At 67.4% G+C, this 24,343-nt stretch carries 24 protein-coding genes; 11 read left to right on the top strand and 13 right to left on the bottom strand.

Annotation, left to right across the window (positions count from 1 at the left end; genetic code table 11):
• Window positions 1-4: 4 nt before the first annotated feature.
• From ACFVVI_RS18350 to ACFVVI_RS18365, 4 genes are read right to left on the bottom strand one after another with little or no spacing between them, the layout of a single operon-like run.
• Window positions 5-997, bottom strand: coding sequence for an ABC transporter ATP-binding protein (locus ACFVVI_RS18350; RefSeq protein WP_387446073.1), 993 nt, complete (start codon window positions 995-997; stop codon window positions 5-7).
• Window positions 994-1,992, bottom strand: coding sequence for an ABC transporter ATP-binding protein (locus ACFVVI_RS18355; RefSeq protein ID WP_387446074.1), 999 nt, complete (start codon window positions 1,990-1,992; stop codon window positions 994-996). Before ACFVVI_RS18355 ends, ACFVVI_RS18350 begins: the two co-directional genes overlap by 4 nt.
• The gene (locus ACFVVI_RS18360; RefSeq protein WP_387446075.1) at window positions 1,989-2,861 is read right to left on the bottom strand and encodes an ABC transporter permease; all 873 of its coding nucleotides are present in this window, start codon (window positions 2,859-2,861) and stop codon (window positions 1,989-1,991) included. Before ACFVVI_RS18360 ends, ACFVVI_RS18355 begins: the two co-directional genes overlap by 4 nt.
• On the bottom strand, window positions 2,858-3,778 hold the full coding sequence (locus tag ACFVVI_RS18365) for an ABC transporter permease (protein ID WP_378989299.1): 921 nt from the start codon (window positions 3,776-3,778) through the stop codon (window positions 2,858-2,860). Before ACFVVI_RS18365 ends, ACFVVI_RS18360 begins: the two co-directional genes overlap by 4 nt.
• Before the next feature lie 287 nt (window positions 3,779-4,065).
• Here ACFVVI_RS18365 and ACFVVI_RS18370 point away from each other — a divergent pair, with 287 nt between their 5' ends.
• Window positions 4,066-4,779, top strand: coding sequence for a GntR family transcriptional regulator (locus ACFVVI_RS18370; RefSeq protein ID WP_378989298.1), 714 nt, complete (start codon window positions 4,066-4,068; stop codon window positions 4,777-4,779).
• A 44-nt stretch (window positions 4,780-4,823) separates the two neighbouring features.
• On the opposite strand, the gene ACFVVI_RS18375 is transcribed toward ACFVVI_RS18370, so the two are convergent.
• Entirely contained in the window at window positions 4,824-6,707 is a 1,884-nt protein-coding gene (locus tag ACFVVI_RS18375; RefSeq protein ID WP_387446076.1) for an ABC transporter ATP-binding protein, read from the bottom strand.
• A 158-nt stretch (window positions 6,708-6,865) separates the two neighbouring features.
• On the opposite strand from ACFVVI_RS18375, the gene ACFVVI_RS18380 reads away from it, so the two are divergent.
• Window positions 6,866-9,679 (top strand): FAD-binding and (Fe-S)-binding domain-containing protein, encoded by a 2,814-nt coding sequence (locus ACFVVI_RS18380; RefSeq protein ID WP_387446077.1) that lies wholly within the window; start codon window positions 6,866-6,868, stop codon window positions 9,677-9,679.
• Between the two features lie 27 nt (window positions 9,680-9,706).
• Complete coding sequence (locus tag ACFVVI_RS18385; RefSeq protein ID WP_387446078.1) at window positions 9,707-10,654, top strand: DNA-3-methyladenine glycosylase family protein; 948 nt, start codon at window positions 9,707-9,709, stop codon at window positions 10,652-10,654.
• On the opposite strand, the gene ACFVVI_RS18390 is transcribed toward ACFVVI_RS18385, so the two are convergent.
• On the bottom strand, window positions 10,651-10,857 hold the full coding sequence (locus tag ACFVVI_RS18390; RefSeq protein WP_101465132.1) for a hypothetical protein: 207 nt from the start codon (window positions 10,855-10,857) through the stop codon (window positions 10,651-10,653). The two genes, ACFVVI_RS18385 and ACFVVI_RS18390, sit on opposite strands and share 4 nt — an antisense overlap.
• A 182-nt stretch (window positions 10,858-11,039) precedes the next feature.
• On the opposite strand from ACFVVI_RS18390, the gene ACFVVI_RS18395 reads away from it, so the two are divergent.
• Genes ACFVVI_RS18395 through ACFVVI_RS18405 form a run of 3 tightly spaced genes read left to right on the top strand, consistent with a single transcriptional unit; the run spans window position 11,040 to window position 12,357 of the window.
• The gene (locus ACFVVI_RS18395; RefSeq protein WP_378989294.1) at window positions 11,040-11,954 is read left to right on the top strand and encodes a helix-turn-helix domain-containing protein; all 915 of its coding nucleotides are present in this window, start codon (window positions 11,040-11,042) and stop codon (window positions 11,952-11,954) included.
• A complete protein-coding gene (locus ACFVVI_RS18400; protein ID WP_378634799.1) occupies window positions 11,951-12,151 on the top strand; it encodes a DUF397 domain-containing protein in 201 nt (66 codons plus the stop codon). The genes ACFVVI_RS18395 and ACFVVI_RS18400 overlap by 4 nt, the downstream gene beginning before the upstream one ends.
• Window positions 12,148-12,357, top strand: a complete 210-nt coding sequence (locus ACFVVI_RS18405) for a DUF397 domain-containing protein (protein WP_378634801.1) — start codon at window positions 12,148-12,150, stop codon at window positions 12,355-12,357. Before ACFVVI_RS18400 ends, ACFVVI_RS18405 begins: the two co-directional genes overlap by 4 nt.
• A gap of 322 nt (window positions 12,358-12,679) precedes the next feature.
• On the opposite strand, the gene ACFVVI_RS18410 is transcribed toward ACFVVI_RS18405, so the two are convergent.
• Genes ACFVVI_RS18410 through ACFVVI_RS18420 form a run of 3 tightly spaced genes read right to left on the bottom strand, consistent with a single transcriptional unit; the run spans window position 12,680 to window position 16,221 of the window.
• Window positions 12,680-13,426 carry a succinate dehydrogenase/fumarate reductase iron-sulfur subunit gene (locus tag ACFVVI_RS18410; protein WP_378989293.1) on the bottom strand — a complete coding sequence of 249 codons (747 nt, stop codon included), beginning with the start codon at window positions 13,424-13,426 and terminating at the stop codon, window positions 12,680-12,682.
• Window positions 13,427-13,428: 2 nt separating this feature from the next.
• Window positions 13,429-15,351 (bottom strand): fumarate reductase/succinate dehydrogenase flavoprotein subunit, encoded by a 1,923-nt coding sequence (locus ACFVVI_RS18415; protein WP_378989292.1) that lies wholly within the window; start codon window positions 15,349-15,351, stop codon window positions 13,429-13,431.
• Between the two features lie 30 nt (window positions 15,352-15,381).
• On the bottom strand, window positions 15,382-16,221 hold the full coding sequence (locus ACFVVI_RS18420) for a hypothetical protein (RefSeq protein ID WP_378634809.1): 840 nt from the start codon (window positions 16,219-16,221) through the stop codon (window positions 15,382-15,384).
• 247 nt (window positions 16,222-16,468) lie between these two features.
• Between ACFVVI_RS18420 and ACFVVI_RS18425 the strand changes: the two genes are divergently transcribed.
• Window positions 16,469-17,647, top strand: coding sequence for an acetyl-CoA acetyltransferase (locus ACFVVI_RS18425; protein WP_378989291.1), 1,179 nt, complete (start codon window positions 16,469-16,471; stop codon window positions 17,645-17,647).
• Window positions 17,648-17,731: 84 nt separating this feature from the next.
• Here the strand turns inward: ACFVVI_RS18425 and ACFVVI_RS18430 are convergent, their stop codons facing one another.
• The 3 genes from ACFVVI_RS18430 to ACFVVI_RS18440 all read right to left on the bottom strand — a co-directional run bounded on the left by ACFVVI_RS18430 (window position 17,732) and on the right by ACFVVI_RS18440 (window position 20,608).
• Window positions 17,732-18,022, bottom strand: a complete 291-nt coding sequence (locus tag ACFVVI_RS18430; protein WP_056824003.1) for a hypothetical protein — start codon at window positions 18,020-18,022, stop codon at window positions 17,732-17,734.
• 191 nt (window positions 18,023-18,213) lie between these two features.
• Window positions 18,214-19,164, bottom strand: a complete 951-nt coding sequence (locus ACFVVI_RS18435; RefSeq protein WP_387446079.1) for an alpha/beta fold hydrolase — start codon at window positions 19,162-19,164, stop codon at window positions 18,214-18,216.
• A gap of 262 nt (window positions 19,165-19,426) precedes the next feature.
• Window positions 19,427-20,608: an AAA family ATPase gene (locus tag ACFVVI_RS18440; RefSeq protein WP_378989289.1), complete on the bottom strand. Its 1,182-nt coding sequence runs from the start codon at window positions 20,606-20,608 to the stop codon at window positions 19,427-19,429.
• Between the two features lie 108 nt (window positions 20,609-20,716).
• Between ACFVVI_RS18440 and ACFVVI_RS18445 the strand changes: the two genes are divergently transcribed.
• From ACFVVI_RS18445 to ACFVVI_RS18460, 4 genes are all read left to right on the top strand, one after another.
• Entirely contained in the window at window positions 20,717-20,989 is a 273-nt protein-coding gene (locus tag ACFVVI_RS18445) for a hypothetical protein (protein WP_378989288.1), read from the top strand.
• Window positions 20,990-21,319: 330 nt separating this feature from the next.
• A complete protein-coding gene (locus ACFVVI_RS18450) occupies window positions 21,320-21,883 on the top strand; it encodes a C40 family peptidase (protein ID WP_387446177.1) in 564 nt (187 codons plus the stop codon).
• A gap of 3 nt (window positions 21,884-21,886) precedes the next feature.
• Entirely contained in the window at window positions 21,887-22,273 is a 387-nt protein-coding gene (locus ACFVVI_RS18455; RefSeq protein WP_378989287.1) for an RNA-binding S4 domain-containing protein, read from the top strand.
• A gap of 91 nt (window positions 22,274-22,364) precedes the next feature.
• A complete protein-coding gene (locus ACFVVI_RS18460) occupies window positions 22,365-23,306 on the top strand; it encodes an MBL fold metallo-hydrolase (protein ID WP_378989286.1) in 942 nt (313 codons plus the stop codon).
• A gap of 34 nt (window positions 23,307-23,340) precedes the next feature.
• Here ACFVVI_RS18460 and ACFVVI_RS18465 read toward each other — a convergent pair whose 3' ends face one another.
• Window positions 23,341-24,267: an NAD-dependent epimerase/dehydratase family protein gene (locus tag ACFVVI_RS18465; RefSeq protein WP_387446080.1), complete on the bottom strand. Its 927-nt coding sequence runs from the start codon at window positions 24,265-24,267 to the stop codon at window positions 23,341-23,343.
• Window positions 24,268-24,343: the final 76 nt, after the last annotated feature.

The raw sequence follows: 24,343 nt of genomic DNA on the forward strand, positions 1-24,343 counted from the left end.
TTTCCTAATCTTTCGTGGAGCGGGGAAGTGGATGCAGGCACGCCGCGACATGCCCGGCGGGCCCGAGCGGCTCGAGTTCCGGTATGCGCGTGGCGCATTCGCCGGTCGCCGATGGGCAGCGGGTGCGGAAGGTGCAGCCGCTCGGTGGATTCGCGGCATCGGGGAGTTCGCCGCGGATCAGCGCCGAGGTGTCGCGGCGGCGTTGATGGGGGTCGGGTACGGGAGCCGAGGCGATCAGCGCGCGCGTGTACGGATGCCGGGGACTGGTGAACACGTCCTCGGTGGCGCCGATCTCGACGAGCTTGCCCAGATGCATCACCGCGACCCGGTCCGACAGGTGCCGCACGACCGAGAGATCGTGGGCGATGAACAGATACGACAGGCCGAGCTGTTCTTGCAGGTCTTGGAGCAGGTTGATCACCTGGGCCTGTACCGAGGCGTCGAGCGCGGACACCGGTTCGTCGAGCACCAGCACCTCCGGCCTCGGCGCGAGCGCCCTGGCGATCCCGAGCCGTTGCCGCTGTCCGCCGGAGAACTCGGCCGGGCGCCGGTCGAGCGCGTCCGGTCCGAGCCCGACCTGGTCGAGCAGTCCGAGCACGCGGGCGCGGGAGTAACCGCCCGCGATCCGGAGCGGTTCGGCGATGATGTCGTGCGCGCTCATTCGCGGGTCGAGGGAGGAGTACGGGTCCTGGAACACCAGCTGCACCCGGTTGCGCAGCGCCCTGCGCGCGGCCGGTCGCAGGGCGGCCAGGTCGTGGCCGAGGATGCGCACCGAACCCGCGGTCGGGGTGTTGATGCCGAAGATCGTGCGGACCAGCGTGGACTTCCCGCCACCGGATTCGCCGACCAAGCCGAAGGTTTCACCGCGTACGACCCCGAAGCTCACGCCGTCGAGGGCTCGCAGTCTGCGCTTGCCGGTGAGACCGCGCCTGCTGGTGAAGCTCACCTCGAGGCCGTCGACCCGGATCACTTCCTCTGCGGTATCGATCACGGTCATGCCGAAATGTCCTCTCGGAGAGGGGCGGCGAGCGCGGGCGGGCAGGCGAGCGCGCGACCGTCGCCGATGGCGACGAGAGGTGGTGGGGCTGTGTCGCATTCGCGGCTCTTGCCCGCGAACTCGCAACGCGGGGCGAACCCGCACCCGGCCGGACGTTTCGTCGGTGATGGTGGCGAGCCGGGGATGGCGTAGGCGCGGCCCGCGCCCGCCTGCCCGAGCAGACTGCCCTGCAGGCCACGGGTGTACGGGTGGGCGGCGTCGTCGAAGATCTGCCACACCGTGCCGGTCTCGACCACCCGGCCCGCGTACATGATCGCCACCCGATCGGCGTACTGGGCGACCAACCCGAGATCATGGGTGATCAACACCATCGCCGCGCCGCTGCGGGCGCGAGCCTGTGCCAGCACCTCCATGAGCTGGGCCTGGATGGTCACGTCGAGCGCGGTGGTCGGCTCGTCGGCGATGAGCACCGCCGGATCGTTGGCCATCGCCATGGCGATCACCGCACGCTGGCGCATACCACCCGACCACTGGTGGGGATAGGCGCGCGCCCGCTCGGCAGGTTGTGGGATACCCACGGAGGCAAGGAGTTCGACTACGCGCTGCTTGCGTTTCCTTGCGTCGAGCCGCTGATGCACCGCCAGCGCGCGACCGATCTGCGTGCCGACCCGGCGCACCGGATTGAGGGTGGTCATCGGGTCCTGGAAGACCATGCCGAGTTCGGCGCCCCGCAGGCGGCGCAGGGTTTCGTCGTCGGCGCCGACGAGTTCGTCGCCGCGGAAACGCACGCTGCCCGAGAAGATCGTCAATGCCGGGGGGAGCAGGCCGAGGGCGGCGAGCATCGTCACCGACTTGCCCGATCCGGATTCGCCGACGAGACAGAGCACTTCGCTCTCCTCCAGGCGCAGGCTCACCCCGTCGACGAGCACCACACGGTCGCCCGCGGCTGTCTCGTAGCCGACGGTGAGATCGGTGATCTCCAGCAATGGGCTCATGCCACAACCTCTTTCGCGAGAGCGCCGCGGCGAGCGCGTGGTGCCCGTCGAACTCGGCGCAACCCCTGGCCTTCATCGGTGAATCGCCGGCTGGCCAACAGGGTTCCGCCGATCACCAGCAGCAGTGCCACCGCCGGAACGATCGTCAGATAGGGCGCCTGGCGCAGGTACTTCTGTCCGTCGGTGATCATCAATCCCCAACTGGGAGTTGGTGGTTGCACGCCGAGGCCGAGATAGTCGAACGACGAGATCATGATCAGCACATTGCCGAGATCGGCGGTCGCCAGAATCAGCACAGGGACCGTGACGTGTCCGACGACGTGCTTGCGCATCACCCAGCCAGAGCGCGCGCCGAGCAGTTTCGGCGCGATCACGAAATCGCGACCGGACAGCCCGAGCGCGACCGAGCGCGCCACCCTGGCGTAGCCGACCCAGAAGGTGACGCCGAGGATCGTCGCCATCAGCGCGGTACTCGGCCCGCGTATCGCCGACACCGCCATGATCACCAGCGTCATCGGGACCGCGAGCTGCACATCGGCGACACCCATCAGCACGCTGTCGGTGACACCGCGAAAGTAGCCCGACACCGTGCCGATCGTCATGCCGATCACCGCGTTGACCAGCACGATCACCAGGACCAACCCGAGCGTGATCCGTCCGGCCAGCGCCAGCCTGCTCGCCAGATCGCGACCGAGCGAATCGGTTCCGAGCGGGTAGTTCCCGGTGGTGAACGGCGCGGAGAACGCGGCCGCGAGGTCCTGCCCGTAGGGGTCGTAACCGGGGAAGAGGGGATACAGCAGGGAGAACAGCACGACTGCGAGGATCATGGCGACGCCCGCGATCGTGGCGTAGTCGCGGGGACGGATCATCGGACTCTCGCTCTCGGATCGATGACGCCGTAGAGGACGTCGATTCCGAAGTTGACGATTACGAAGATGGTCGCGATCACCACCAGCCCGGACTGGACCACCGGAAAGTCCCGGTTGAACACCGCGTCGAGCATCAACGTGCCCAAACCGGGCCAGGCGAAGACGTTTTCGACGATCACCAGCCCACCGAGCAGCGTGCCGAGCGTGATTCCGGAGATGGTGAGCACCGGCAGCAGCGCGTTCGGCAGCACATCGCGCAGGAGCACCGAGGATCTGCGCTCGCCGCGCGCGTACGCGGTGCGCACATAGTCCTGGGAGCTCTCGGCGACCAGCGAATTGTCCAGCAGCCGTGAGTAGACGACGAACTGCGCGGTGGCGATGGTGAGGGCGGGCATGATGATCGCGAGCGGGTCGGCACCGGCGAGTGAGGGCAACCAGCCGAGCGTCACCGAGAACACCAGCACCAGCAGCAGCCCGAACAGGAAGTCCGGCACCGCCAGTCGCGCCGCGCCGACACCGAGCGCTACCCCGCGTAGCGACCAGCGGCCGCTCAGGTGGATGGCGAGCACCACGGCGAAAGCGAGTGCGAGACCGATCGCGAAGCCCGCGACACCGAGTTGGAGCGAAGCGGGCAGGCGTTGCAGGACCAGCGTCATCGACGAGGTGCCGGTCTGCTGGTACGAGTCACCGAAATCGCCGGACAGCACGCCGGTCACGTAGTCGAAGTACTGGGTCAGTGGCGGTTTGTCGAAGCCGAGTTCGGCTTCCAGCGCCGCGATGTCGGCCTCGCTCGCCGTTTCCGGCAGGAGAGAGGCCACGGGACTTCCGGTCGATCTGCCGAGCAGGAACGCCAGCGAGATGACGGCGAACACGGTGATCACCGCCTGGATGAGGCGGCGGATCAGATAGACGGCCAACACTGATCCTCTCTGTGTGCCGAGAATGTCATTCGGTATACAGAATTGGATTCCCGTGTATCCCCATTGTGTTCCGAAAGTTTCGGGTCCGTGAATGATTTCGATGCTGCCAACCGGCAGGAATGCCTTCGTCAAGGGCCATACTCGACCCGCTGGGCAGGCTGGTTTGCAGGTGGTCTGAGGTGGACAAAGATATATTTGGTCTACCGGATTGAATTCGGTAGGTCCGCCGCTAGACTGTGCGATCGCCGGCCGTCACCATCGGCGCGGCTTCGTAGACTGTTCGGGTGGCCCGAAACCTACGTCCGCCGGTAGAAGTCGTCGACGACACTTCGCAGACGCGACGGATATACGACGATCTGCGCCGCGCGATCATCACGGGGGAGTACCGCGAAGGCGAGAAACTGCCGGAGGCGCGCCTGGCCGCCATGCTCGGCACCTCGCGCCTGCCGGTGCGAGAAGCCCTGGCATTACTCGAATTCGACGGCATCGTCAGCGCGCTGCCGCGTCGCAGCGCGGTCGTGCGGTCCTGGGATACCACCGCGGTGGAAGAACTCTTCGATGTCCGCATCGGCCTGGAACCGCTGGCGGCCCGACTCGCCGCTGCCCGGATCAGGCAGGGGCACGACAGCTCGCCCCTGCGGGCCGCGTTGCGAGAAGCGCAGGAGGCCACCGATTCTGGTGATCCGCTCCGGATCGCCGAGACGAACGCGAAGCTGCACGGCGCCATCGTGGAACTGTCCGGCAACTCGCTGCTCACTCAGCTGATGCGCACCATCCTCGCCCGGATGGCCTGGCTGTTCTTCCTCACCACCGAACGCAACACCGAGGAACAGCGCGACGAACACCAGCACCTCATCGACGCGATCTCCTCGGGCGACGAACGCCTGGCCGAATACGCCATGCTCAGCCACACCGAAGCAGGTCGCACCCCCACCCTCACGATCGTCACCGCGCTACGGCATGCCGACCATGACCATGCTCCTGGCGACGACCGCTAGCCCAGCCCCCACGATCGGGGAGCTGGGCTGAACAGACCGTTCGCTCAGACGGTGGCAGGGGCCACCGGGTTGTCGGCGAACTGGGTTCGGTAGAGCTCGGCGTACCGGCCGTCGGCGTTGAGGAGGGTGGCGTGGGTGCCACGCTCGACGACGCGGCCGTCCTCGAGGACCAGGATCTGGTCGGCGGCGCGGATGGTGGACAGGCGGTGGGCGATGACCAGTGCGGTGCGGCCGGTCAGCGCTTCGGTGAGGGCTTCCTGAACCGCGGCCTCCGAGGTGGAGTCGAGGGACGCGGTCGCCTCGTCGAGGATGACGACTCTCGGCTGCTTGAGAAGCAGGCGGGCGATGGTGAGGCGTTGGCGTTCACCGCCGGAGAGGCGGTAACCGCGTTCGCCGACCACCGTGTCCAGACCGTCGGACAGCGAATCGACCAGGTCGCCGAGCCGGGCGCGACCGAGGGCGTCCCACAGTTCGTTTTCGGTGGCTTCCGGCCGGGCCAGCAGGAGATTCGCGCGGATGGTGTCGTGGAAGAGGTGCCCGTCCTGGGTGACCAGGCCGACAGTGCGCTGGATGGATTCGGTGGTCAGGTCGCGCACGTCGGACCCGTTGAGGCGGACCGCGCCGGAGTCGACGTCGTAGAGGCGCGAAACCAGCTGGGCGATAGTGGATTTGCCCGCGCCGGAGGAGCCGACCAGCGCGATGAGCTGTCCGGGTTCGGCGCGCAGCGACACCTCGTGCAGCACCTCGACGCCGCCACGGCGGTCCAGTGTCGCGACATCTTCCAGCGAAGCGAGCGAGACCTTGTCGGCCGACGGGTAACCGAAGTTCACCGCGTCCAGTTCCACCGCGACCGGGCCGTCGGGCACCGAGGTGGCGTGCGGGGCGTCCTCGATCAGCGGCTTCAGGTCGAGCACCTCGAAGACACGCTCGAAACTCACCAGCGCGGACATGATCTCCAGGCGGGCGCTGGCCAGCGCGGTGAGCGGGGTGTAGAGGCGGGTGAGCAGCAGCGAAAGCGCGACGACCGAGCCCGCGTCGAGGCTGCCCGTCAGCGCGTACCAGCCGCCGAGCCCGTAGACCAGGGCGAGCGCGAGCGCGGAGACCAGGGTGAGCGAGGTGACGAAGGTGGTCTGCAGCATCGCGGTGCGTACGCCGATGTCGCGCACGCGGGTGGCGCGCTCCGCGAACTCCGACGATTCCTGCTTCGGCCTGCCGAACAGCTTCACCAACGTGGCGCCCGGTGCGGAGAAACGCTCGGTCATCTGGGTGCTCATGGCGGCATTGAGCTGGGCCGCCTCACGCTGCATGGCGGCGAGTTTGTTGCCGGCGCGCCGGGCGGGGATCACGAAGACGGGGAGAAGGACAAGGGCGAGCAGGGTGATCTGCCAGGAGATGCTGAGCATCACGGCGAGCGTGAGCACCAGGGTGACGAGGTTGGTGATCACGCCGGACAGAGTGTCGCTGAACGCGCGCTGCGCGCCGATCACATCGCTGTTCAGCCGGCTCACCAGCGCGCCGGTGCGGGTCCGGGTGAAGAACGCGACGGGCATCTTCTGCACGTGATCGAACACGGCGGTGCGCAGATCGAGGATCAGGCCCTCGCCGATCCTTGCCGACAGCCAGCGGATGGCGATGCCGAGGGCCGCGTCGAGGACGGCCAGGGCCGCGATGGCGAGTGCGAGCAGCACCACGGTGCGCGGCGCCGCACCGTCGACGATCCCGTTGACAACCCGCCCCGCCAGCACCGGGGTGGCCACACCGAGCACCGCCGCCACCACGCTGAGCAGCAGGAACCCGCCGATCCGGCGCCGGTGATGCTCGGCGAAGCGCAGGATCCGCCGTGCTGTCACCATGCTGAACGGGCGCTGTTCCTCCGGTGCGTTCACGCGCCGGTACATCTGGCTGTAGGCCACTGATTCGATACTCACTGCCACTCTCCTCGAGGCTCCCCGCCCATTGAACTCCTGCCCACCGACACTAAAACCTCAACAAAGGTTGACCGCAAATACTTTCCGGGCGCACCGGGTTCAGCGCACAGCGAAACCAGCGGCCGATCACCACCAGGTGACCGGAATAGGCTGGTCGGGTGGACGACGACCGGAGCTCGGAAAAGCTGGCCGACGCACTGCGCACGCGGACCGGCTGCCCGGTCGACGCGTCGGTGCGCAGACGCGTCGAGTACTCCGCCGACGCCTCCAACTACCGCGTCCGGCCCGCCATGGTCGTGTTTCCCCGTGGCGAGGACGACGTCGCCGCCACCGTGAACTTCGCCCGCGAGAACGGGCTGTCGATCACCGCTCGCGGCGCGGGCACCTCGGTCGCGGGCAACGCCATCGGACCCGGCATCGTGCTGGATTTCAGCAGGCAGATGAACGCCGTGCGCGCGGTCGACCTCGAGGCGCGAACAGCGATCGTGCAGCCGGGGCTGGTGCTGTCGGATCTGCAACGGCAGCTGCGGCCGCACGGGTTGCGGTTCGGGCCCGACCCGTCGACGCAGGACCGGTGCACCCTGGGCGGGATGATCGGCAACAACGCGTGCGGACCGCATGCGCTGGCCTGGGGTCGTACCTCCGATACGGTGCGTGAGCTGCGCGTTCTCGACGGCACGGGGGAACGGCGGACACTCGGTACCGACCTGGCCGCGGTGCCCGGCCTGGCGAAGTTCACCACCACGAATCTGGCGATACTGCGCACCGAGCTGGGACGGTTCGATCGGCAGGCATCCGGCTACGGGCTGGAACACCTACTACCGGAACGCGGTTCGTCGGTGGCGAAGGCGTTCGCCGGTTCCGAAGGCACCTGTGGACTACTCCTGGAAGCGGAGGTCGCGCTCACGCCGGTGCCCGCCGCGACGGTGCTCACGGTGCTCGGGTATCCCGACATCGCCTCGGCCGCGGACGATATCGCCGCGGTGACCAGCTGCGCGCCGATCGCGGTCGAAGGCATCGATGCCGGACTGGTCGATGTGGTCCGCGCGCATCGGGGGGCCGTGCCGGAGTTGCCACGAGGTCGCGGCTGGCTGTTCGTCGAAACCGCGGGGGCGAGCCCGGCCGAGGCGCTGGCCGCGGCCCGGCGGCTGTGCGCGGCGAGCCACGCCGATGATCACCGGATCGTCACCGATCCGGTGGCCACAGCGGCACTCTGGCGCATTCGGGCCGATGGTGCCGGTCTGGCGGGACGAACCCCCGACGGGAAGCCCGCCTGGCCCGGGTGGGAGGACGCCGCTGTCCCGCCGGAGAATCTGGGGGCGTACCTGCGCGAATTCGCCACGCTCACCGCAGAATACGACGTGGGTGGCCTGCTGTACGGACACATCGGCGACGGTTGCATCCACGTGCGCCTCGACTTCCCGATCACCGACGCGCCCCGGCGTTTTCGCACCTTCCTCTTCGACGCCGCCGAACTCGTTGTGCGCCACGGTGGATCGCTCTCGGGCGAACACGGTGACGGCCGCGCCAGATCCGAACTGCTCGAAGTGATGTACTCACCGGCCGCTCGCGCGGCCTTCGCGGGCTTCAAGTCCCTGTTCGATCCCGGCGACCTGCTCAACCCCGGCGTCCTCGTCGCCCCGAGCCCCGTCGACGCCGACCTGCGGGTAGCCGGGATCGCGCCGGTCCCCTCGCGGGGGTTCGCCCTGTCCGCGGACTCCGGCGATTTGTCCACAGCTGTGCACAGATGTGTAGGAATCGGCAAGTGCCGCGCGGACACCGGCGGTTCCGGCGGCTTCATGTGTCCCTCGTACCTGGCCACCGCCGACGAGAAGGACACCACCCGGGCCAGGGCCAGAGTTCTCCAGGAAGTCGTTCGAGGCGAACTCGACTGGCGTGCACCGGCAGTCGAGCAATCCCTCGATCTCTGCCTCTCGTGCAAGGCCTGCGCCGCCGACTGCCCCGCGGGCGTCGACATGGCCACTTACAAATCCGAGGCGCTGTATCGGCGCTACCGCGGACGCTTACGGCCGGTGGATCACTACGTGCTCGGCCGGCTCCCGCGCTGGCTCGCCATCGCCCAGCACTTCCCACGCCTGGCCAATGCCGTCGCGGCCCGTCCGCGCCTGCGCCGGGCCGGCATGCGCCTGGCCGGAATCGACCCGAGGCGAGCAGCGCCGCGACTCGCCTCGAAGTCGTTTCGCCGATCGCTGGGCAGCGACGACCGCACAGGCCACAGCGAGACCTCGGCCACCGAGGTCATGCTGTGGATCGACACCTTCACCGACACCTTCGACCCGGAAAACGCGGCAGCCGCGACCCAACTGATCGAACAACTCGGCTATCGCGTGCGCATCCCCAGTGACCGGGTGTGCTGTGGCCTGACCTGGATCAGCACCGGCCAACTGGACGGCGCCCGCGCCCGGCTGCGCGCCACCGTGGACGCACTGGCCACCCACGTAGCCGCCGGTGGCCTGATCGTCGGTCTCGAACCGTCCTGCACCGCCACCCTGCGTGCCGACCTCCCCGAACTGCTCCCCGGCGATCCACGAGCGAAACAGGTCGCCGCCGCGGTCCGCACCCTCGCCGAGTTCCTGCTGGAGCACCCCGGCTGGCAACCACCCCGTCGACCGCACGACACCGTGATCGTCCAGCCGCACTGCCACCAGCACGCGGTAGGCGGCTTCGACGCCGAACGCCGAATCCTCGCCGCGATGGGCGTCACCGTCGGGGAACTGGCGGGCTGCTGCGGTCTGGCCGGCAACTTCGGCATGCAACGCGGCCACTACGACATCTCGGTCGCGGTCGCCGAGAACGCCCTGCTCCCGGCGCTGAGGAACGCCCCGCCGCATGCCGTCTTCCTGGCCGACGGCTTCTCCTGCCGCACCCAGGCCGACCAACTCGCCCATACCCCCGGCGTGCATCTGGCCAGGTACCTGCTCGATTGTTCGAGCGCACCGGCTGCCGGTTGACGCCGATCACAGGCGCACAATGGTCGAATGCGTGACCAAACCCTGGACCCGGACCTGGCCTCGGCCTGCCTGTCCAGGACCGTCCGGTCGAGCAGGCCCTTCGACGTCGGCATCACCGTCTCGCCCCTGCGCCGCGGCGGCGGCGATCCCTGCCACCACATCGGCCCGGACGGCAGCCACTGGCACGCTTCGCGAATGCCGACCGGCGTGGTCACCTACCGGCTGACCCAGGACGGCCGTGACGGCGCCGCCGCCCGCGCCTGGGGGCCGGGAGCCGAGGAATTCCTGGCCGGCCTCGACCGCATGCTCTGTCTCGAGGAAGACCTCGACGACTTCGCCCCCGCACACCCCAAGCTGGTCGAAGCCCACCGCACGGTGCCCGGCCTGCGCATGCTGAAGACCGGCCTGGTGATGGAGTCGCTCATCCCGGCCATCCTCGAACAGAAGGTGCACACGAAGTCGTCGTTCGCCGCCTGGCGCACCCTGGTCCGCGAGTTCGGGACCAAGGCCCCCGGCCCGGCGCCGACCGGCCTGATGGTGGCGCCGGACGCCGAGACCTGGCGATTGATCCCGTCGTGGAAGTACCACCGGGCCAATGTCGGGCCGCAGCGCGCACAGACCATCGTGCGCGCTGCCAGAGTCGCCGACGCGATCGAACGCACCGCCACGCTCGACCCGGCCGAGGCCGCGCGACGTCTGCGCAGCCTGCCCGGTATCGGGGTGTGGACGGTGGCCGAGACCGCGCAACGCGCGTTCGGTGACGCTGATGCCCTCTCGGTCGGCGACTACCACCTCGCCGCCGTCGTCGGCTGGAGTCTGCTCGGCCACCCGATCGACGACGACGCGATGATCGAATACCTGCGACCGCTACAACCCCACCGCTACCGCGCGGTGCGGCTGCTGGGGCTCAGCGGGCAGGCGCGCAAACCGAAGTTCGGCCCGCGCGACCCGATCACCGACCATCGTCATCACTAGCGTGTCGCGCGTGCGTCCAGCACGCAGCGGCCCGCTTCGACGAGGGTGTTGCGCGCCCGTCGGCGCACCCGGCACTCTTCGACTGTGCAGTCGAGGTGTAGTTGCATTGCGGCGTGGGCTTGTTCGGGCTCCATCGGGCCCGGATCGATGGAGCAACTCAGCAGTGCTGTGGCGACGCGCATGTTCACTTCGCTCAATTGCATGAAAACAGCACAGCACGCAAACGCCCGGCTAACGGTGAGTACACGCGCGAAAGATGGGATTTACCGCGAATTCCCAGCACGACATCCAACGGGGAGTGCAGGATTCCCCAGACTGGACGAATCCACCGCCGCAGCGGGGCATGGCGGGGATGACGGGTATGCGACACAGAAGGAGTGGGGCTGTGGCAGCGAACGCATCGAACGGAACAGCGGGGCAGGCGGGCGTCTCCTCGACTCTGCCGCGCCGCCAACTCGGTCGCTACCTGCGTGATTGGCGCACCCAGGCCGGGCTCACCATCGCCGAGGCGGCACGGCTGATGGAGTGGGGAGCCAGCACCCTCCAGCGACTGGAAAAGGGTCAGGCCGATCGCATTCGCACCATCGACATCCACGAGCTGTGCCGGATCTACGGCATTCCCGACGATCTCGCCGAAGGCTTCGCCGGTCTGGCGCAGCAGGCCGCCGTCAAGAGCTGGTGGCACGCCTACGGCGACTTGATTCCCGAAAACTTCGATATCTATGTGGGTTTGGAGGCATCGGCGCAACGGTTACGCGCCTACCAGTCCGAGCTGGTTCCCGGTCTGCTGCAGACCGCGGAATACGCTCGCGCGCTGAATCATCTGGGCTTCCCCCAGGATTCGGTCGACGAGCTCGATCGGCGGGTCGCACTGCGGCTGCAACGGCAGGTGTTGATCACCCGCAAGCATTCGCCCGCCGAGATCGACGTGGTTCTGCACGAATCGGTATTGCGTAGCATCGTCGGTGATGCAAAGGTGATGGCTGCGCAGTTGCGACACCTCGCCGACGCGAGTACCCGAAGTAATGTGGCATTGCGCATCCTGCCGTTTGCCGCCGGTGTTCCACTCGGAGTCTCTACCGGACCTTTCACGGTTCTCGAGTTCGGTACCGACAGCAAAGGGCAACCGGTCGAACCACCAGTGGTGTACGCCGAAGGCTTTACCGGTGACCTCTACCTGGAACGACGCGCGGATGTTCGAAGGTACGACCGGGCTCACGAATGCCTCCAGCGTCATGCGCTGGATATCCAACCGAGTAGACACCTGCTGCGGCAGGTCGCGAAGGAGTATGTGGCATGAGTTTCGATCTCGTCGACGCACACTGGTTCAAGAGCACCCGCAGTGGTGCGGGCAAGGATTGCGTCGAAGTTGCTTTCCTGTTCGGCGGGCACGTCGGGGTGCGCGACAGCAAGAATCCCGCCGGTCCCGCCCTGGTCTTCGACGGCGCGAGCTGGGACGCCTTCACCCGCGGCATTGACACCGGCGCGTTCGCGTGAACACCAAGCGCGACATCGACACCTCCGGTGCCACCTGGCTGCGCGCGGGCACCGACGACGGCAGCGTGGAGGTCGCCATGCTGGCAGACGGGTACGTCGCGCTACGCGACAGCAAGAATCCCGGCGGCCCCGTGCTGATCTTCACCCCGAGTGAATGGACCGCCTTCACCGCGGGCGTACACGACGGCGAGTTCGATCGTCCTTGATCACGGTAGATCACGGAACGATAGATTTTCGGCATAGGTCGAGGTTTGGTGCGGCGTCGGGTCGGGTAACCCAGGTATATGGACCGAGGGTTGAAGAAAATGCCACCCCGGTACCGGAGGCTAGCGCCTGAGGACGGTGTGGAACGCCTGATCGTGGTACTGCTGTTCGCGGTATCCGCGATCGGAATCTACGTACTCACCGCCTCTTTGCTGTCGGCGCTGTTCATCGGATTACTGGTCGGATTAGTCGCTGTAGGGACTGTCGCTGTCTTGTAGGCAGCCGTCGCTGCGGGGTTTCGCACCCCGCAGCGACAACAGTTTCCTACCGCCGGAACAATTTATTGCCGAGCCAGACAATCGGGTCATATCGCCTATCCACGACCCGTTCTTTCAAGGGAATCAACGCGTTGTCGGTGATCTTGATGTGCTCGGGGCACACATCGGTGCAGCACTTGGTGATATTGCAATAGCCCAAACCTGCTTCCTCCTGGGCCATTTCGCGTCGGTCACGGGTGTCGAGCGGGTGCATCTCCAACTCCGTGATACGCATCAGATAACGCGGACCCGCGAAGGAGGTCTTGTTCTCCTCGTGATCACGCACCACATGGCAGGTGTCCTGACACAGGAAGCACTCGATGCACTTGCGGAACTCCTGTGAGCGCTCGACGTCGACCTGCTTCATTCGGTACTCGCCCGGAGCGAGACCGGCCGGTGGCGCGAACGACGGTATCTCCCTTGCCTTCTCGTAGTTGAACGAGACGTCGGTGACCAGATCCTTGATGATCGGGAACGTCCGCATCGGGGTGACAGTGATGACCTCGTCCGGGGTGAACGTCGACATCCGCGTCATGCACAGCAGGCGCGGGCGCCCGTTCACCTCCGCCGAACACGAACCACACTTGCCCGCTTTGCAATTCCAGCGCACAGCGAGGTCGGGGGTCTGGGTGGCCTGGAGCCGGTGGATGATGTCGAGCACCACTTCGCCCTCGTTCACCGCCACCGTGTAGTCCTCGAGGCTCCCGCCGTCGATGTCGCCGCGCCAGACCCGGAACCGGGCGTCGTATCCCATGGTTACGCCTTTCCCTCGGCTGCCGGGTGCGCAGCCAATTCTTGCTCGGTGTAGTACTTTTCGAGCTCGCTCAGTTCGAACAGGGCGAGTAGGTCGTCGCGCATCGGCGTCTGATCGGCCGGGGTGACGGTGACGTCGGGGATCTGCGCGTCCGACGCCGGATCGACGGCGCAGACCAGCAGTGTGTTGCGCCAGTCCGGGTTCATGCCGGGATGATCGTCGCGGGTGTGGCCACCGCGACTCTCGGTGCGCAACAGCGCTGCCTGCGCGACACATTCGCTCACGATCAGCATGTTGGCCAGGTCCAGCGCCAGGTGCCAACCGGGGTTGAACGGTCGCTTGCCCTCCACCGCCACATCGGCGTAGCGGACACGCAGCTCGCCGAGTTTGTCGATCGCCGCGCGCACCTCGTGTTCCTTGCGGATGATGCCGACCAGGTCGTTCATCGTCTGCTGGAGTTCGGAGTGCAGGGTGTACGGGTTCTCGCCGGAGCCCTCCGCACGCGAATCGAACGGCGCCAGCGCGGTTTTCACAGCCGCCTCGATATCGGTTTCGGCGGGTGTCGGCTTGTCGGTGAGTTGCTGCACGTAGGCCGACGCGCCGAGCCCCGCGCGGCGGCCGAACACCAACAGGTCCGACAGCGAGTTGCCGCCGAGCCGGTTCGAGCCGTGCATGCCGCCGGAACACTCACCGGCAGCGAACAATCCGGGCACGACCGCCGCACCGGAATCGGGGTTCACCTCGATCCCACCCATCACGTAGTGGCAGGTGGGGCCGACTTCCATCGGCTCGGCCGTGATGTCGACATCGGCCAGTTCCTTGAACTGATGGTGCATCGACGGCAGCCTGCGCACGATCTCGTCGGCGGGCATGCGGGAGGCGATGTCGAGATAGACGCCGCCGTGCTCGGTGCCGCGGCCCGCCTTCACCTCCTCGTTGATCGCCCGCGCGACCTCGTCGCGGGGGAGGAGATCAGGAGTGCGGCGCGCGGAATCGTTGTCGCGCAACCACTGATCGGCTTCCTCCTCGGTTTCGGCGTACTGGCCCTTGAAGACCGGCGGGATGTAGTCGAACATGAACCGCTTGCCGTCGGAGTTCTTCAGCACCCCGCCGTCGCCGCGCACGCCCTCGGTGACGAGGATGCCCTTCACACTCGGTGGCCAGACCATGCCGGTGGGGTGGAACTGCAGGAACTCCATATTGATCAGCGTCGCGCCGGAGCGCAGCGCCAGCGCGTGGCCGTCGCCGGTGTACTCCCAGGAGTTCGATGTCACCTTGTAGGACTTGCCGATTCCGCCGGTGGCCAACACGATGGCCGGCGCCTTGAACAGCACGAAGCCGCCGGATTCGCGCCAGTAGCCGAACGCACCCGCGACAGCGCCGGCGTCGGTGAGCAATTCGGTGATCGTGCACTCGGCGAAGACCTTGATCCTGGCCTCGTAGTCGCCCGTGGCCGCGTAGTCCTCCTGCTGCAACGAGACGATCTTCTGCTGCATCGTGCGGATCAGTTCGAGGCCGGTCCGGTCGCCGACATGGGCCAGGCGCGGATAGGTGTGGCCGCCGAAGTTGCGCTGGCTGATCCGGCCGTCGGGCGTCCGATCGAACAGCGCGCCATAGGTTTCCAGCTCCCACACCCGGTCGGCGGCCTCCTGGGCATGCAGTTCGGCCATGCGCCAGTTGTTGAGGAACTTGCCGCCGCGCATGGTGTCCTTGAAGTGCGTCTGCCAGTTGTCCTTCTCGTTGGCATTGCCCATCGAGGCCGCGCAGCCGCCCTCGGCCATCACGGTATGTGCCTTGCCGAACAACGACTTACACACCACCGCCACCGAAAGCCCTTGTTCGCGTGCCTCGATCACGGCTCGCAGACCCGCGCCGCCCGCCCCGATCACCACGACGTCGTAGTCGTGCCGTTCCACGTCTGGCATTGAAATACAAGCTCCTCGCGTTGTCGCAGCTCAGTTGACGAACCGCAGGTCCGAAATGGTGTGGCTCGCAACCAACATCACGTAGAAGTCGGTGAGCACGAGGGTGCCGAGGGTGGTCCAGGCCAGCGCCATGTGGCGGGTGTTGAGCTTGGAGATCTGGGTCCAGTACCAGTACCGCACCGGGTGGGCGGAGAAGTTCTTGAGCCGCCCGCCCGCGATGTGCCTGCACGAATGACACGACAGGGTGTAGGCCCACAGCAGGATCACGTTCACCAGCAGCACGATGTTGCCGAGGCCGAAACCGAAACCGCCACTGCTGCCATGGAACGCGGTGATCGCGTCGTAGGTGTTGACCAGCGAGACCACCAGCGCCACGTAGAAGAAGTAGCGGTGCGCGTTCTGGATGATCAACGGCAGCCGCGACTCTCCGGTGTAGCGCGCGTGCGGCTCGGCCACCGCGCAGGCCGGCGGCGAGAACCACACCGAGCGGTAGTAGGCCTTGCGGTAGTAGTAGCAGGTGAGCCGGAAGCCGAGCAGGAACGGCAGCACCACGAAACCGAGCGGAATCCACATCGGCAGCTCGGGGAACGGGGTGCCGAAGTGCGCCGATCCCGGTGCGCACGAGTCGCTCAGACACGGCGAGTAGAACGGCGTCAGATAGTGGAACTCGGGGACCCAGTAGGCCGTCCGCACAAAGGATCTGATCGTCGCGTAGATGACGAACGCGGCGAGCCCGAGCGCGGTGAACAGCGGTGGTAGCCACCAGCGGTCGGTGCGGAGGGTGCGCGCGGAGATGCGGGCACGCGTTCTGCTGAAGACGCCGGTGCCCGCGGAGTGTGACGCGGGGGAGGCGGTCGGTGCGGCACTCACGGTGGATGCCTCGCTGATCCTCGGGTCTGCGGCAGTGATCATTACCCACCGCGATGGATTGTGATGTGGAGCACCATACGCCTGTGTTCGCGCCGCTCGCGGTGGGTCTCACCCACTCGGTTGTCACACATGCCGGTGATCTCGATCACAGCCGTGACGTCCGTGACGACCCGTCATGCCCGTGCAACAAACCTGTGGTGCCCTGTGACAGGTATTCCCCGCACCGGGGAGAGGAGCGTGACGCGCAATGAGAAGAGCCGCGATCGTGGCACCCGTCCGCACGCCCAGTGGCGTCGAGGGTGGCGCGCTGTCGGGTATGCCCGCCGAGTGGCTGGCGACCACGGTGTTGTCCGCCGTGATCGAACGCTCGGGCATCGACCCGCTACGCATCGACGATGTGGCCATGGCCTGTATCGACGGCGGCCTCTCCGACAAACCCGCGGTGGGCTCGCTCGCCGCTCGTGGTGCCGGATTACCTTTCGCAGTACCCGGTTTTGTGACCGACAAACACGGCGGCAGCGGCCTGCAGGCGGTGATCACCGCGGCGATGATGGTGCAGACCGGCGCCGCCGACGTGGTGGTCGCGGGCGGGGTGGAGTGCGCGGCGACACCGGCCGGGCTGCCCGGCGGGACCGCGGGATTGCACAATGCCGAGCGGTTGGCGCACTACTACGGGATCGACCGCAGTGCCGCCGACGAATTCGCGGTGGCCAGTCATCGCAAGGCGGCCCGCGCCTGGCGCCAGGGTGCGTTCGCGGCCGAGGTCGTCGGGGTGGCCGCCGGTTACGGCGATCACCAGATCACCCGGGACGAGGGTGTGCGCGACGACCTGTCGACCCACACGCTGGCCGGTTTGCGCCCGCTGCTGCGCGAGGGCGTGGTGACGGTAGGGAACATGAGTTCGCATCGGCTCGGGGCGTCGGCGTGCCTGGTCGTGGCCGAGGATCGGCTCGGCGAGCTCGGGCTGACGCCGATGGCGTTTCTCGCGGGCTGGGCCGCGGCCGGTTGTGACAACGCGGGGCCAGGGCTCGGGGCGGCACCGGCGGTGTCGAAGCTGCTCGGGCGTACCGGATGCTCGCTGGACGAGATCGATCTGCTCGAAATCAACGAGGGCTACGCGGTGGAGGTGCTCGCGTTGGCCACCGAGTGGGAACTCGACCCACTCGACCGGCTCAACGTGAACGGCTCCGATATCGCACTCGGGCACCCGGTCGGCGCCACCGGCCTGCGAATCATGACCACGATGCTGCACGAACTGGGCCGCACCGGCGGCCGCTACGGCCTCGAGGCCATCGCCCTCGGCCACGACCACGGCATCGCCGCCCTGTTCGAATCCGCCGAAATCGACGAACCGACCGAAGTCCCCCGAGGCGCCCGCTTCCACGGCTCCCGAACCCGCAAACTGGGCCGACACCGAGCCGGGTAGTCCTGAGACACCCGGGCCGGGGCCGACAGAAAGAGGTCGGCGCGACGACCCTGTCAGCAGGGCCGTCGCGCCGGTGATCAGGTCTTACTTTGTTCTAGGGCGCGAATGAAACCCGAGCCCTTCGTCCTGAGCGCCCATCCATGCCGCTTCGTCGGACTTGCTGTCGGGCACGTAGATCGGCTCCGACCTGCGGGGGACGGCGAGTTCCGGCGGTGGTGCCTGCTCGAAGTCCTCGGCGTCGATGACGAGCCGCTCGAGGTCGTTCTCCAGACGACGGATGGTGGCCGCGTCGCCGTAGTTGGAGCGCAGTGCGCCTATCGATTGCCGGAGTTGGCCGACCGCGTAGCGCAGTTCCGCGATATCGCTGCGTGTCATCGTTACCTCCTGTGTATATGGCGGGCATACCGACTCGCCGGATCACGGGCACGCCCGAAAAGCCTCGGGCCGCACTGCACCGAGCTGTGTGACTCACCACACAACGTGATCTCCACCACAATAACGGATCTTTTCGGTTTACGCCCGATGTTGTCGGGGATCACAGGATTGCCATCCGGTAACTGTTGCGTTCACCCGGCGACGGCGTAGCGCGTACGGGCGTCGATGCTCGCCCGCTCGACCAACGCGATGATCGACCGGGCCACCTCCTCCGCGCGTTCGAGGATGACGCTGTGACCCGCGCCCTCGACCCGCACCAGTTCGGCGCCCGCCAGCTGCGAGGCCAGCACCACCGAGTGCGCGAACGGCACCATGAGGTCGGCCGAGCCCGACAGGACGAGGGCGGGCAGATCGCCGAAGTGGGGCAGGGTGTGGGCCTCGTCGAAGTCGAGCAGCGAGCTCAGGAAGCCGGACATGGTCAGCAGCGCGGTCTCGTTGAGCACCGCCGTGGCGATGGCCGCGACGCGCGGATTCACCCGCCGGGTACCCGTGCTCGCCTCGCGGATCAGGGGTGCGAAGATCCAGCGGGACAAGCGCTTCGACGCCTGCATCACTCGCGGTGCGTGCACGACGGCGCGCTGCAGTGAGGCAACGGCGTGCCGGTTGAGCAGCCTGCCGAGGCCGGCCTCGGTGATGCCGCCCGCGGCGCCGGCGATCAGGCCGATCCCGGCGACCCGGTGACCGATGGCCGCCGGATAGAGGCGGGCGTAGGCGAGCACCACCATCGCGCCCATCGAATGACCGACGAGCACCAAGGGCCCGGTCGGGGCGACCGCGCGCAGTACCGCGTCGAGATCGGTGGCGAGCTGGTCGATCGTGTAGGTGGTGTGGTGAGCGTGCCCGGACTCGCCGTGGCCGCGGTGGTCGTAGAAGACCATGCGGGCGTCGGCGTCCCACTCCCGCAGAAGATGTTCGCGCAGGAACGACCAGGATTCGGTGTGCAGGCAGTGGCCGTGCACGAAAACCACGGTCAGGGCCGCGTCCGCTGCGCCGAAGCTGCGGACCGCGATCGGCACGCCGTCATCGGCGACGACGGTGCAGCGACGGCCGTCGGTGTCGGTGATAGGGAAGGTCTTCGACATTGGAGCCTCCTCCGCCTCCGGCGGGACCACCTTCAGCGGCGGGTCCTGCTGGTGTTTCGGAGAAGGTTTCCAGCGTGTTAGCCGGTCAACCCTCGCGTTATCCACCCGATGCGCAACCGATCCCGGGCAGGCTCATACCGTTACCCAGGAAATTCTTCGGATATCTAGCCCTTGAACTAGAAAACTGTAGATAGTTGTCGAGGAGTCGTTCGGCAGAACTTTCTCAGACTCTCTAGGTGATTCCCTAGAATCCCGAAGATTTTCATACGCTCCGGAGGTAGCGCCCGAAGTGAGGGACGGTGAAGCCGATGGTGCCGCGTTCGGCCGAGTAGATGAGGCCCTTCTTGATCAGGCCGTCGCGCGCGGGGGACACCGAGGCGGGTTTGCGGCCGAGCTCGGCGGCCACCGCCGAGGTGGCGACCGGGGCGTCGTCGCCGGCGAGGTCGGCCATGGCACGCATGTACTCGCGTTCGGCGGGGGTCGCGCGTTCGTAGCGGGAGCCGAAGAAACCGACCGCGAGTTCCTCCTCGGCGGCGGGGGAGGCCACCGCGACGTCCTCGGCGGTGATCGGGCTCTCGGGTGCCTGATCCCAGGCCGCCTTGCCGTAGGCCTGCACGAAATACGGGTAGCCGTCGGCTCTTTGATAGAGCGAATCGAGTGCGGTTTCGGTGAACTTCACCTCTTCGCGTTCGGCGGGCGCGATGAGCGCGAGGTCGGCCGATTCGCGGTCGAGGCGATCTATGCGGTGGTAGCTGAACAGTCGCTCCGAGTAGCTTTTCGAGGCCGAGAGCACCGCGGGGAGGTGGGGTAGGCCCGCGCCGACGACGATCAGCGGGGCGCCGTCCTGGCTCAGTTCGTGGCAGGCACCGCAGATCGCGGACACGTCGGCGGGTCCGAGGTCTTGCATTTCGTCGATGAAGATGGCAATGCCGACACCGATGTCGGAGGCAAGGGCCGCAGCCTCTTTGAACAGTTCGATCAGATCGATCTCGATATCGCCCGAGTCGGCGCGGCCGGTCACCGCGGGTACATCGATACCGGGCTGCCACCGTTCGCGCATGCCCTTGTCCGCGGTGGCGCGCAACGCGAAGGCCTTGAGAATGCCGAGGAAATCGTCGACCTGTTCGGCGTTGCGGGCCGACATCGCGATCGCGCGCACCGCCATGTGCAGCGCCGAGGACAGCGGTCTGCGCAGATCCTGGTCGGGTCTCGCTTCGATCTTGCCGGTGCCCCAGCCGCGCGAGATGGCGGCCGAGCGAAGCTGGTTGAGCAGCACGGTCTTCCCGACACCGCGCAGGCCGGTGAGCATCACGCTGCGTTCGGGCCGACCGCGGGCAATGCGCTCGAGCACGATGTCGAACGCCGCGAGTTGTTTGTCGCGCCCGGCCAATTCGGGCGGACGCTGGCCGGCGCCGGGTGCATACGGATTGCGCACGGGGTCCATGCCGGACAACCGTAGCGCGTGTGCACGGGAGAATCTCGGTAACTCTGGGCTGTGTCCTAGATACTGCTAGCGAACACGAGACTGTCCTTGGGTCCGAGATGGAGGGTGATGTCCGAGCAACCTGTGTCCGCCGCCGAAATCGTCGCCGCATGGCCGCTGCCGCCGGAAGCGCACCTGGCCGACGCGGTCCGGCGCAACCTGCTGGCGACGCTCGAGGCGACGCTGGAGGGGGGCTACGGCGAAATACCGCCGGAGTCGCTCGCTCACCTGGCGCTCGGACCGATGATGATCGTGCTCGGCAGGCTCGAGGTCGACCTGGCCGACGCCCGAACGCGCATCGACGAACTCGAGCGCGCCCTGCGCGAGCGGCGCACTGGGTAACGCGCCGCGCGGCGCGGACGATGAAATCGTTACTCGCGCCGACACGCCGGTACCGTGGCCTCTGTTCTGGGCTTTTCCGGTCGTAGGAAAACAACTTGCGTGCTTCGCTGGACAGCGCTCATCACAGGCCGTAATCTTCTCGTGACTTAGTGGAGTCTGTCGGTTCGTCAGAGAAGCGGCGCCATTGGGTCACCGCCGAAAAGTCGTTGTCGCCAAGCGATTCGCGACCGAGCGGCGGGAGAGTAGCAAGATCGGAGACTCGTCTCGGTGGGTAAACACAGCTTGCAGCGGGATTCTCGACTGCCGAATTCCGTCAAGGGTGCCCTCGTCATGGGCGCGGTGGCCGCTACAACCGGTGCGATGCCCGCGATTTCGCAGGCCGCCACGATCAACATTCCCGGTCTCGGTAACTTCGATCTGCCGCCAGAGCTCGAGCAGCCGGCACAGCAGGTCGAGAAGCAGCTCCAGGCGATGGTCGCCCCGCAGGGCCAGGCCGCACCGCAGCTCCCGAGTGTCCAGTTCGAAAACCCGTTCCAGCAGCAGCAGCAGACGGCGGGCAATATCGCCCTCGACGCCGCCCGCGGCAAGCTGGGCGCCCAGTACAACTGGGGTGCCGCAGGCCCGCAGAGCTTCGACTGCTCCGGCCTCGTGCAGTGGGCATACCGCCAGGCCGGTGTCGAACTGCCGCGCACCAGCTTCGAGCAGTCGCACGTCGGCGCTCCCGTCTCGTTCGACAACCTGCAGGCCGGTGACATCGTCATCACCAACGGTGGTGGCCACGTCGGTATCTACGCGGGCAACGGTCAGCTCCTCAACGCCGTGCAGTCGGGCACCCCGGTGTCCTACACCCACCTCAGCGCAGACGACGTCGTCACGGCTCGCCGTATCGTCTAAGGGGTGACCCCCCAGCACTCCGACAGCCAGGCCCGCGTCGACGCGTGGACCTGGTCGGTGCGCCTGTTCAAAACACGCTCGGCCGCGGCAGAAGCCTGTCGCGCCGGGCATGTGCGCGTTAATGGGGTTACCGCGAAACCGGCGCTGACCGTCCGCCCCGGTGACGAGATCAGGATTCGCCACGCAGGTCTCGAGCGCATCGTCGTGGTCGAGCGGATCATTCACAAGCGCGTCGGCCCGCCCGTCGCCGCCCAGTGCCTGATCGATCGCAGCCCCCCGCCGCCGCCGAAGGAAGTCCTCGCCACCCTGCCGCAGCGTGAGCGTGGTGCCGGTCGGCCTACGAAACGTGAACGGCGCGAAACAGATCGGCTCATGGGTCGCACCGACTAGCCGCTGGATGTAATCGGGCGTTAGCGATGAACAGCGGCGGCTCGACCGGGTCTGGTGGTCGCGGTGTGGGCGATCGCCTACGGTGGCACGTATGGGTGAGCGCACGACGATGTTATCGACTGTTCTCGCCTGCTGTATCGCTGTCGCCACCACGGGGCCGCGGCTGCTCTGGCCGCGCGGCGCCGATACCGCATTTCTCGACGGACTGGAGTGCGCTCCTGTTCCTCCCGCGCACAACACCGTCGCCCTGACCGCGCTCACCCAGGCGGAGCTGTCCGCGCCGACGACGATCGTCGCCGAGGGGGTGCGGACCCTGCGGTCGACGCCGCTGACCATGTCGACCTTCCTGATCCGCCACCCGGACGCCACCTTCCTGGTCGACCCGGCGATCTGCGCGGGCGTGCACCAGCGGGTGCTGCCCGAGCTGCCCTTCCCGGTGCCGCTGCTGGTCGGGCCCGACAGCCCGGTGCGCGGACTGAGCGAGGTACTGGCCGCCCACGACCTCACCGGCAACGACATCGACTTCGTGCTGCCGACACATCTGCACTGGGACCACGTCGCCGGGCTGTACGAACTACCCGGCCTGGTTCCGATCCGGGTGCCCACCGTCGAATACAGCTGGGCCATGACCGGTTCGCACGCCCCCCTCGGCGTGGCCCGCGGGCCGCTGCGCGGTCGCGCGTTCGATCTCTACGAACTCGACGGCCCGCCGGTGCTGACCTTCGCCCGCAGTCACGACCTGTTCGGCGACGGATCCGTGCTGATCGTCGACCTGGCGGGGCACACCCCCGGCAGCGTCGGGATCCTGCTCGCGGTCGACGACGGCTCCCGCGTCCTGCTCGCGGGCGACGCGGTCTGGAGCACCCTGCAGATCGACCTCCTGCGCGAGAAAGCGCCGCTGCTCGGGGAACTCCTCGACGCCGACCGCAACCGGGCGTTCGAGACCATCCACCGCCTGCACGCGCTTCCCGCCGAGATCGAAGTGATCCCCGGTCACGACCGTGCCGCCGTGACCGCCCGCACCGCACCCTGATCGCCGGATATCGGCGTGGTGCCCGACCGGAGGATCAGTCCGCGAGACCGGCGGCGACATCGGCGTACCTCGGACGCCAACCCAATTCATCGTGGGCGAGCTGACTCGAGATCCGCATCGAGGTGTCGGACATGAGGGCGCCGATATAGGGGACCGCCCATCGGATCATCCAGGCGGGCAGCCGGATCGGGCGTGGGGTCCGCTGAGCTCGGGAGACCTCCGTGAAGAACTCCCGCCAGGTGATCGGATGGTCATCGGCGATGTTGTAGGCGCGACCAGGTGTGCCGCGCTCGAGTGCGGCCACAGTCGCGGCGGCCGCGTCGTCGACATGGACCCAGGTATTCACCCCGCCGGAACCGAGCGGGCCGACCGGGCGGTGCTTGCGCATCATGTCCGCGAACAGGTCACTGAACGCGCCGGGACCGTAGAAGAGCCCGTACCGCAACGCGATGGCGTCGACACCGGGCGCGTCGAAGACCTGGCTCTCGCCGGCCACGCACGCTCGGACCACCTCGTCGGCCACCCCACCGTCGTACACCCCGAACTGATCGCGCTCGGTGACCAGCCGGTCACCGTGGTCGTGGTACCCGTAGCCGAGGATCAGCGACTGGGTGACGAACCGACCGGCGCCCACCACCGCCGCGGCGTCGAGCAGGTTGGCGGTGCCGACCGTGCGCAGCAGCCCGGTCGGATCGTCGGCCGGAATCCGGCGCTGCACCTTCGCGTCGCGCAGGGCGGTGGCCTGATGGATGACGGCCTCGGCGCGCAAACCCTCGACGGCGCGCAACAGGCCGTCGCGGTCGAGCACATCGGCGGTGACCGGGGTGGCGCCGAGCTCGCGCACGAGTGGGTGCGCACCCGGATTCCGGACGAGCGCCCACACTGTATGTCCGTTCGCGGTCAACGCGCGGATCAGAGGGCGGCCGATGGCGCCGGTGGCGCCCGCGAGCAGAACCTGCATGATCGTTCCTTCCGGCTGAGTGAGTGTTTCCCTACTTCCTGGACGGGGTATCGCCAGTGTTCGTGACGGCCTGTGA

Origin of the sequence: Nocardia sp. NPDC058114, from assembly GCF_042884695.1 — a bacterium.
In the GTDB taxonomy this organism is placed as follows: Bacteria; Actinomycetota; Actinomycetes; order Mycobacteriales; family Mycobacteriaceae; genus Nocardia.

Excerpts from the sequence above, each read along its gene's own strand:
- ACFVVI_RS18400 (WP_378634799.1), top strand. The coding sequence starts at position 11,951 with ATGAGTTTCGATCTCGTCGACGCACACTGGTTCAAGAGCACCCGCAGT.
- ACFVVI_RS18385 (WP_387446078.1), top strand. The coding sequence starts at position 9,707 with ATGCGTGACCAAACCCTGGACCCGGACCTGGCCTCGGCCTGCCTGTCC.
- ACFVVI_RS18410 (WP_378989293.1), bottom strand. The coding sequence starts at position 13,426 with ATGGGATACGACGCCCGGTTCCGGGTCTGGCGCGGCGACATCGACGGC.
- ACFVVI_RS18415 (WP_378989292.1), bottom strand. The coding sequence starts at position 15,351 with ATGCCAGACGTGGAACGGCACGACTACGACGTCGTGGTGATCGGGGCG.
- ACFVVI_RS18390 (WP_101465132.1), bottom strand. The coding sequence starts at position 10,857 with ATGCAATTGAGCGAAGTGAACATGCGCGTCGCCACAGCACTGCTGAGT.
- ACFVVI_RS18350 (WP_387446073.1), bottom strand. The coding sequence starts at position 997 with ATGACCGTGATCGATACCGCAGAGGAAGTGATCCGGGTCGACGGCCTC.
- ACFVVI_RS18465 (WP_387446080.1), bottom strand. The coding sequence starts at position 24,267 with ATGCAGGTTCTGCTCGCGGGCGCCACCGGCGCCATCGGCCGCCCTCTG.
- ACFVVI_RS18355 (WP_387446074.1), bottom strand. The coding sequence starts at position 1,992 with ATGAGCCCATTGCTGGAGATCACCGATCTCACCGTCGGCTACGAGACA.
- ACFVVI_RS18360 (WP_387446075.1), bottom strand. The coding sequence starts at position 2,861 with ATGATCCGTCCCCGCGACTACGCCACGATCGCGGGCGTCGCCATGATC.
- ACFVVI_RS18435 (WP_387446079.1), bottom strand. The coding sequence starts at position 19,164 with ATGTCGAAGACCTTCCCTATCACCGACACCGACGGCCGTCGCTGCACC.
- ACFVVI_RS18460 (WP_378989286.1), top strand. The coding sequence starts at position 22,365 with ATGGGTGAGCGCACGACGATGTTATCGACTGTTCTCGCCTGCTGTATC.
- ACFVVI_RS18430 (WP_056824003.1), bottom strand. The coding sequence starts at position 18,022 with ATGACACGCAGCGATATCGCGGAACTGCGCTACGCGGTCGGCCAACTC.
- ACFVVI_RS18450 (WP_387446177.1), top strand. The coding sequence starts at position 21,320 with ATGGGCGCGGTGGCCGCTACAACCGGTGCGATGCCCGCGATTTCGCAG.
- ACFVVI_RS18445 (WP_378989288.1), top strand. The coding sequence starts at position 20,717 with ATGTCCGAGCAACCTGTGTCCGCCGCCGAAATCGTCGCCGCATGGCCG.
- ACFVVI_RS18425 (WP_378989291.1), top strand. The coding sequence starts at position 16,469 with ATGAGAAGAGCCGCGATCGTGGCACCCGTCCGCACGCCCAGTGGCGTC.
- ACFVVI_RS18440 (WP_378989289.1), bottom strand. The coding sequence starts at position 20,608 with ATGGACCCCGTGCGCAATCCGTATGCACCCGGCGCCGGCCAGCGTCCG.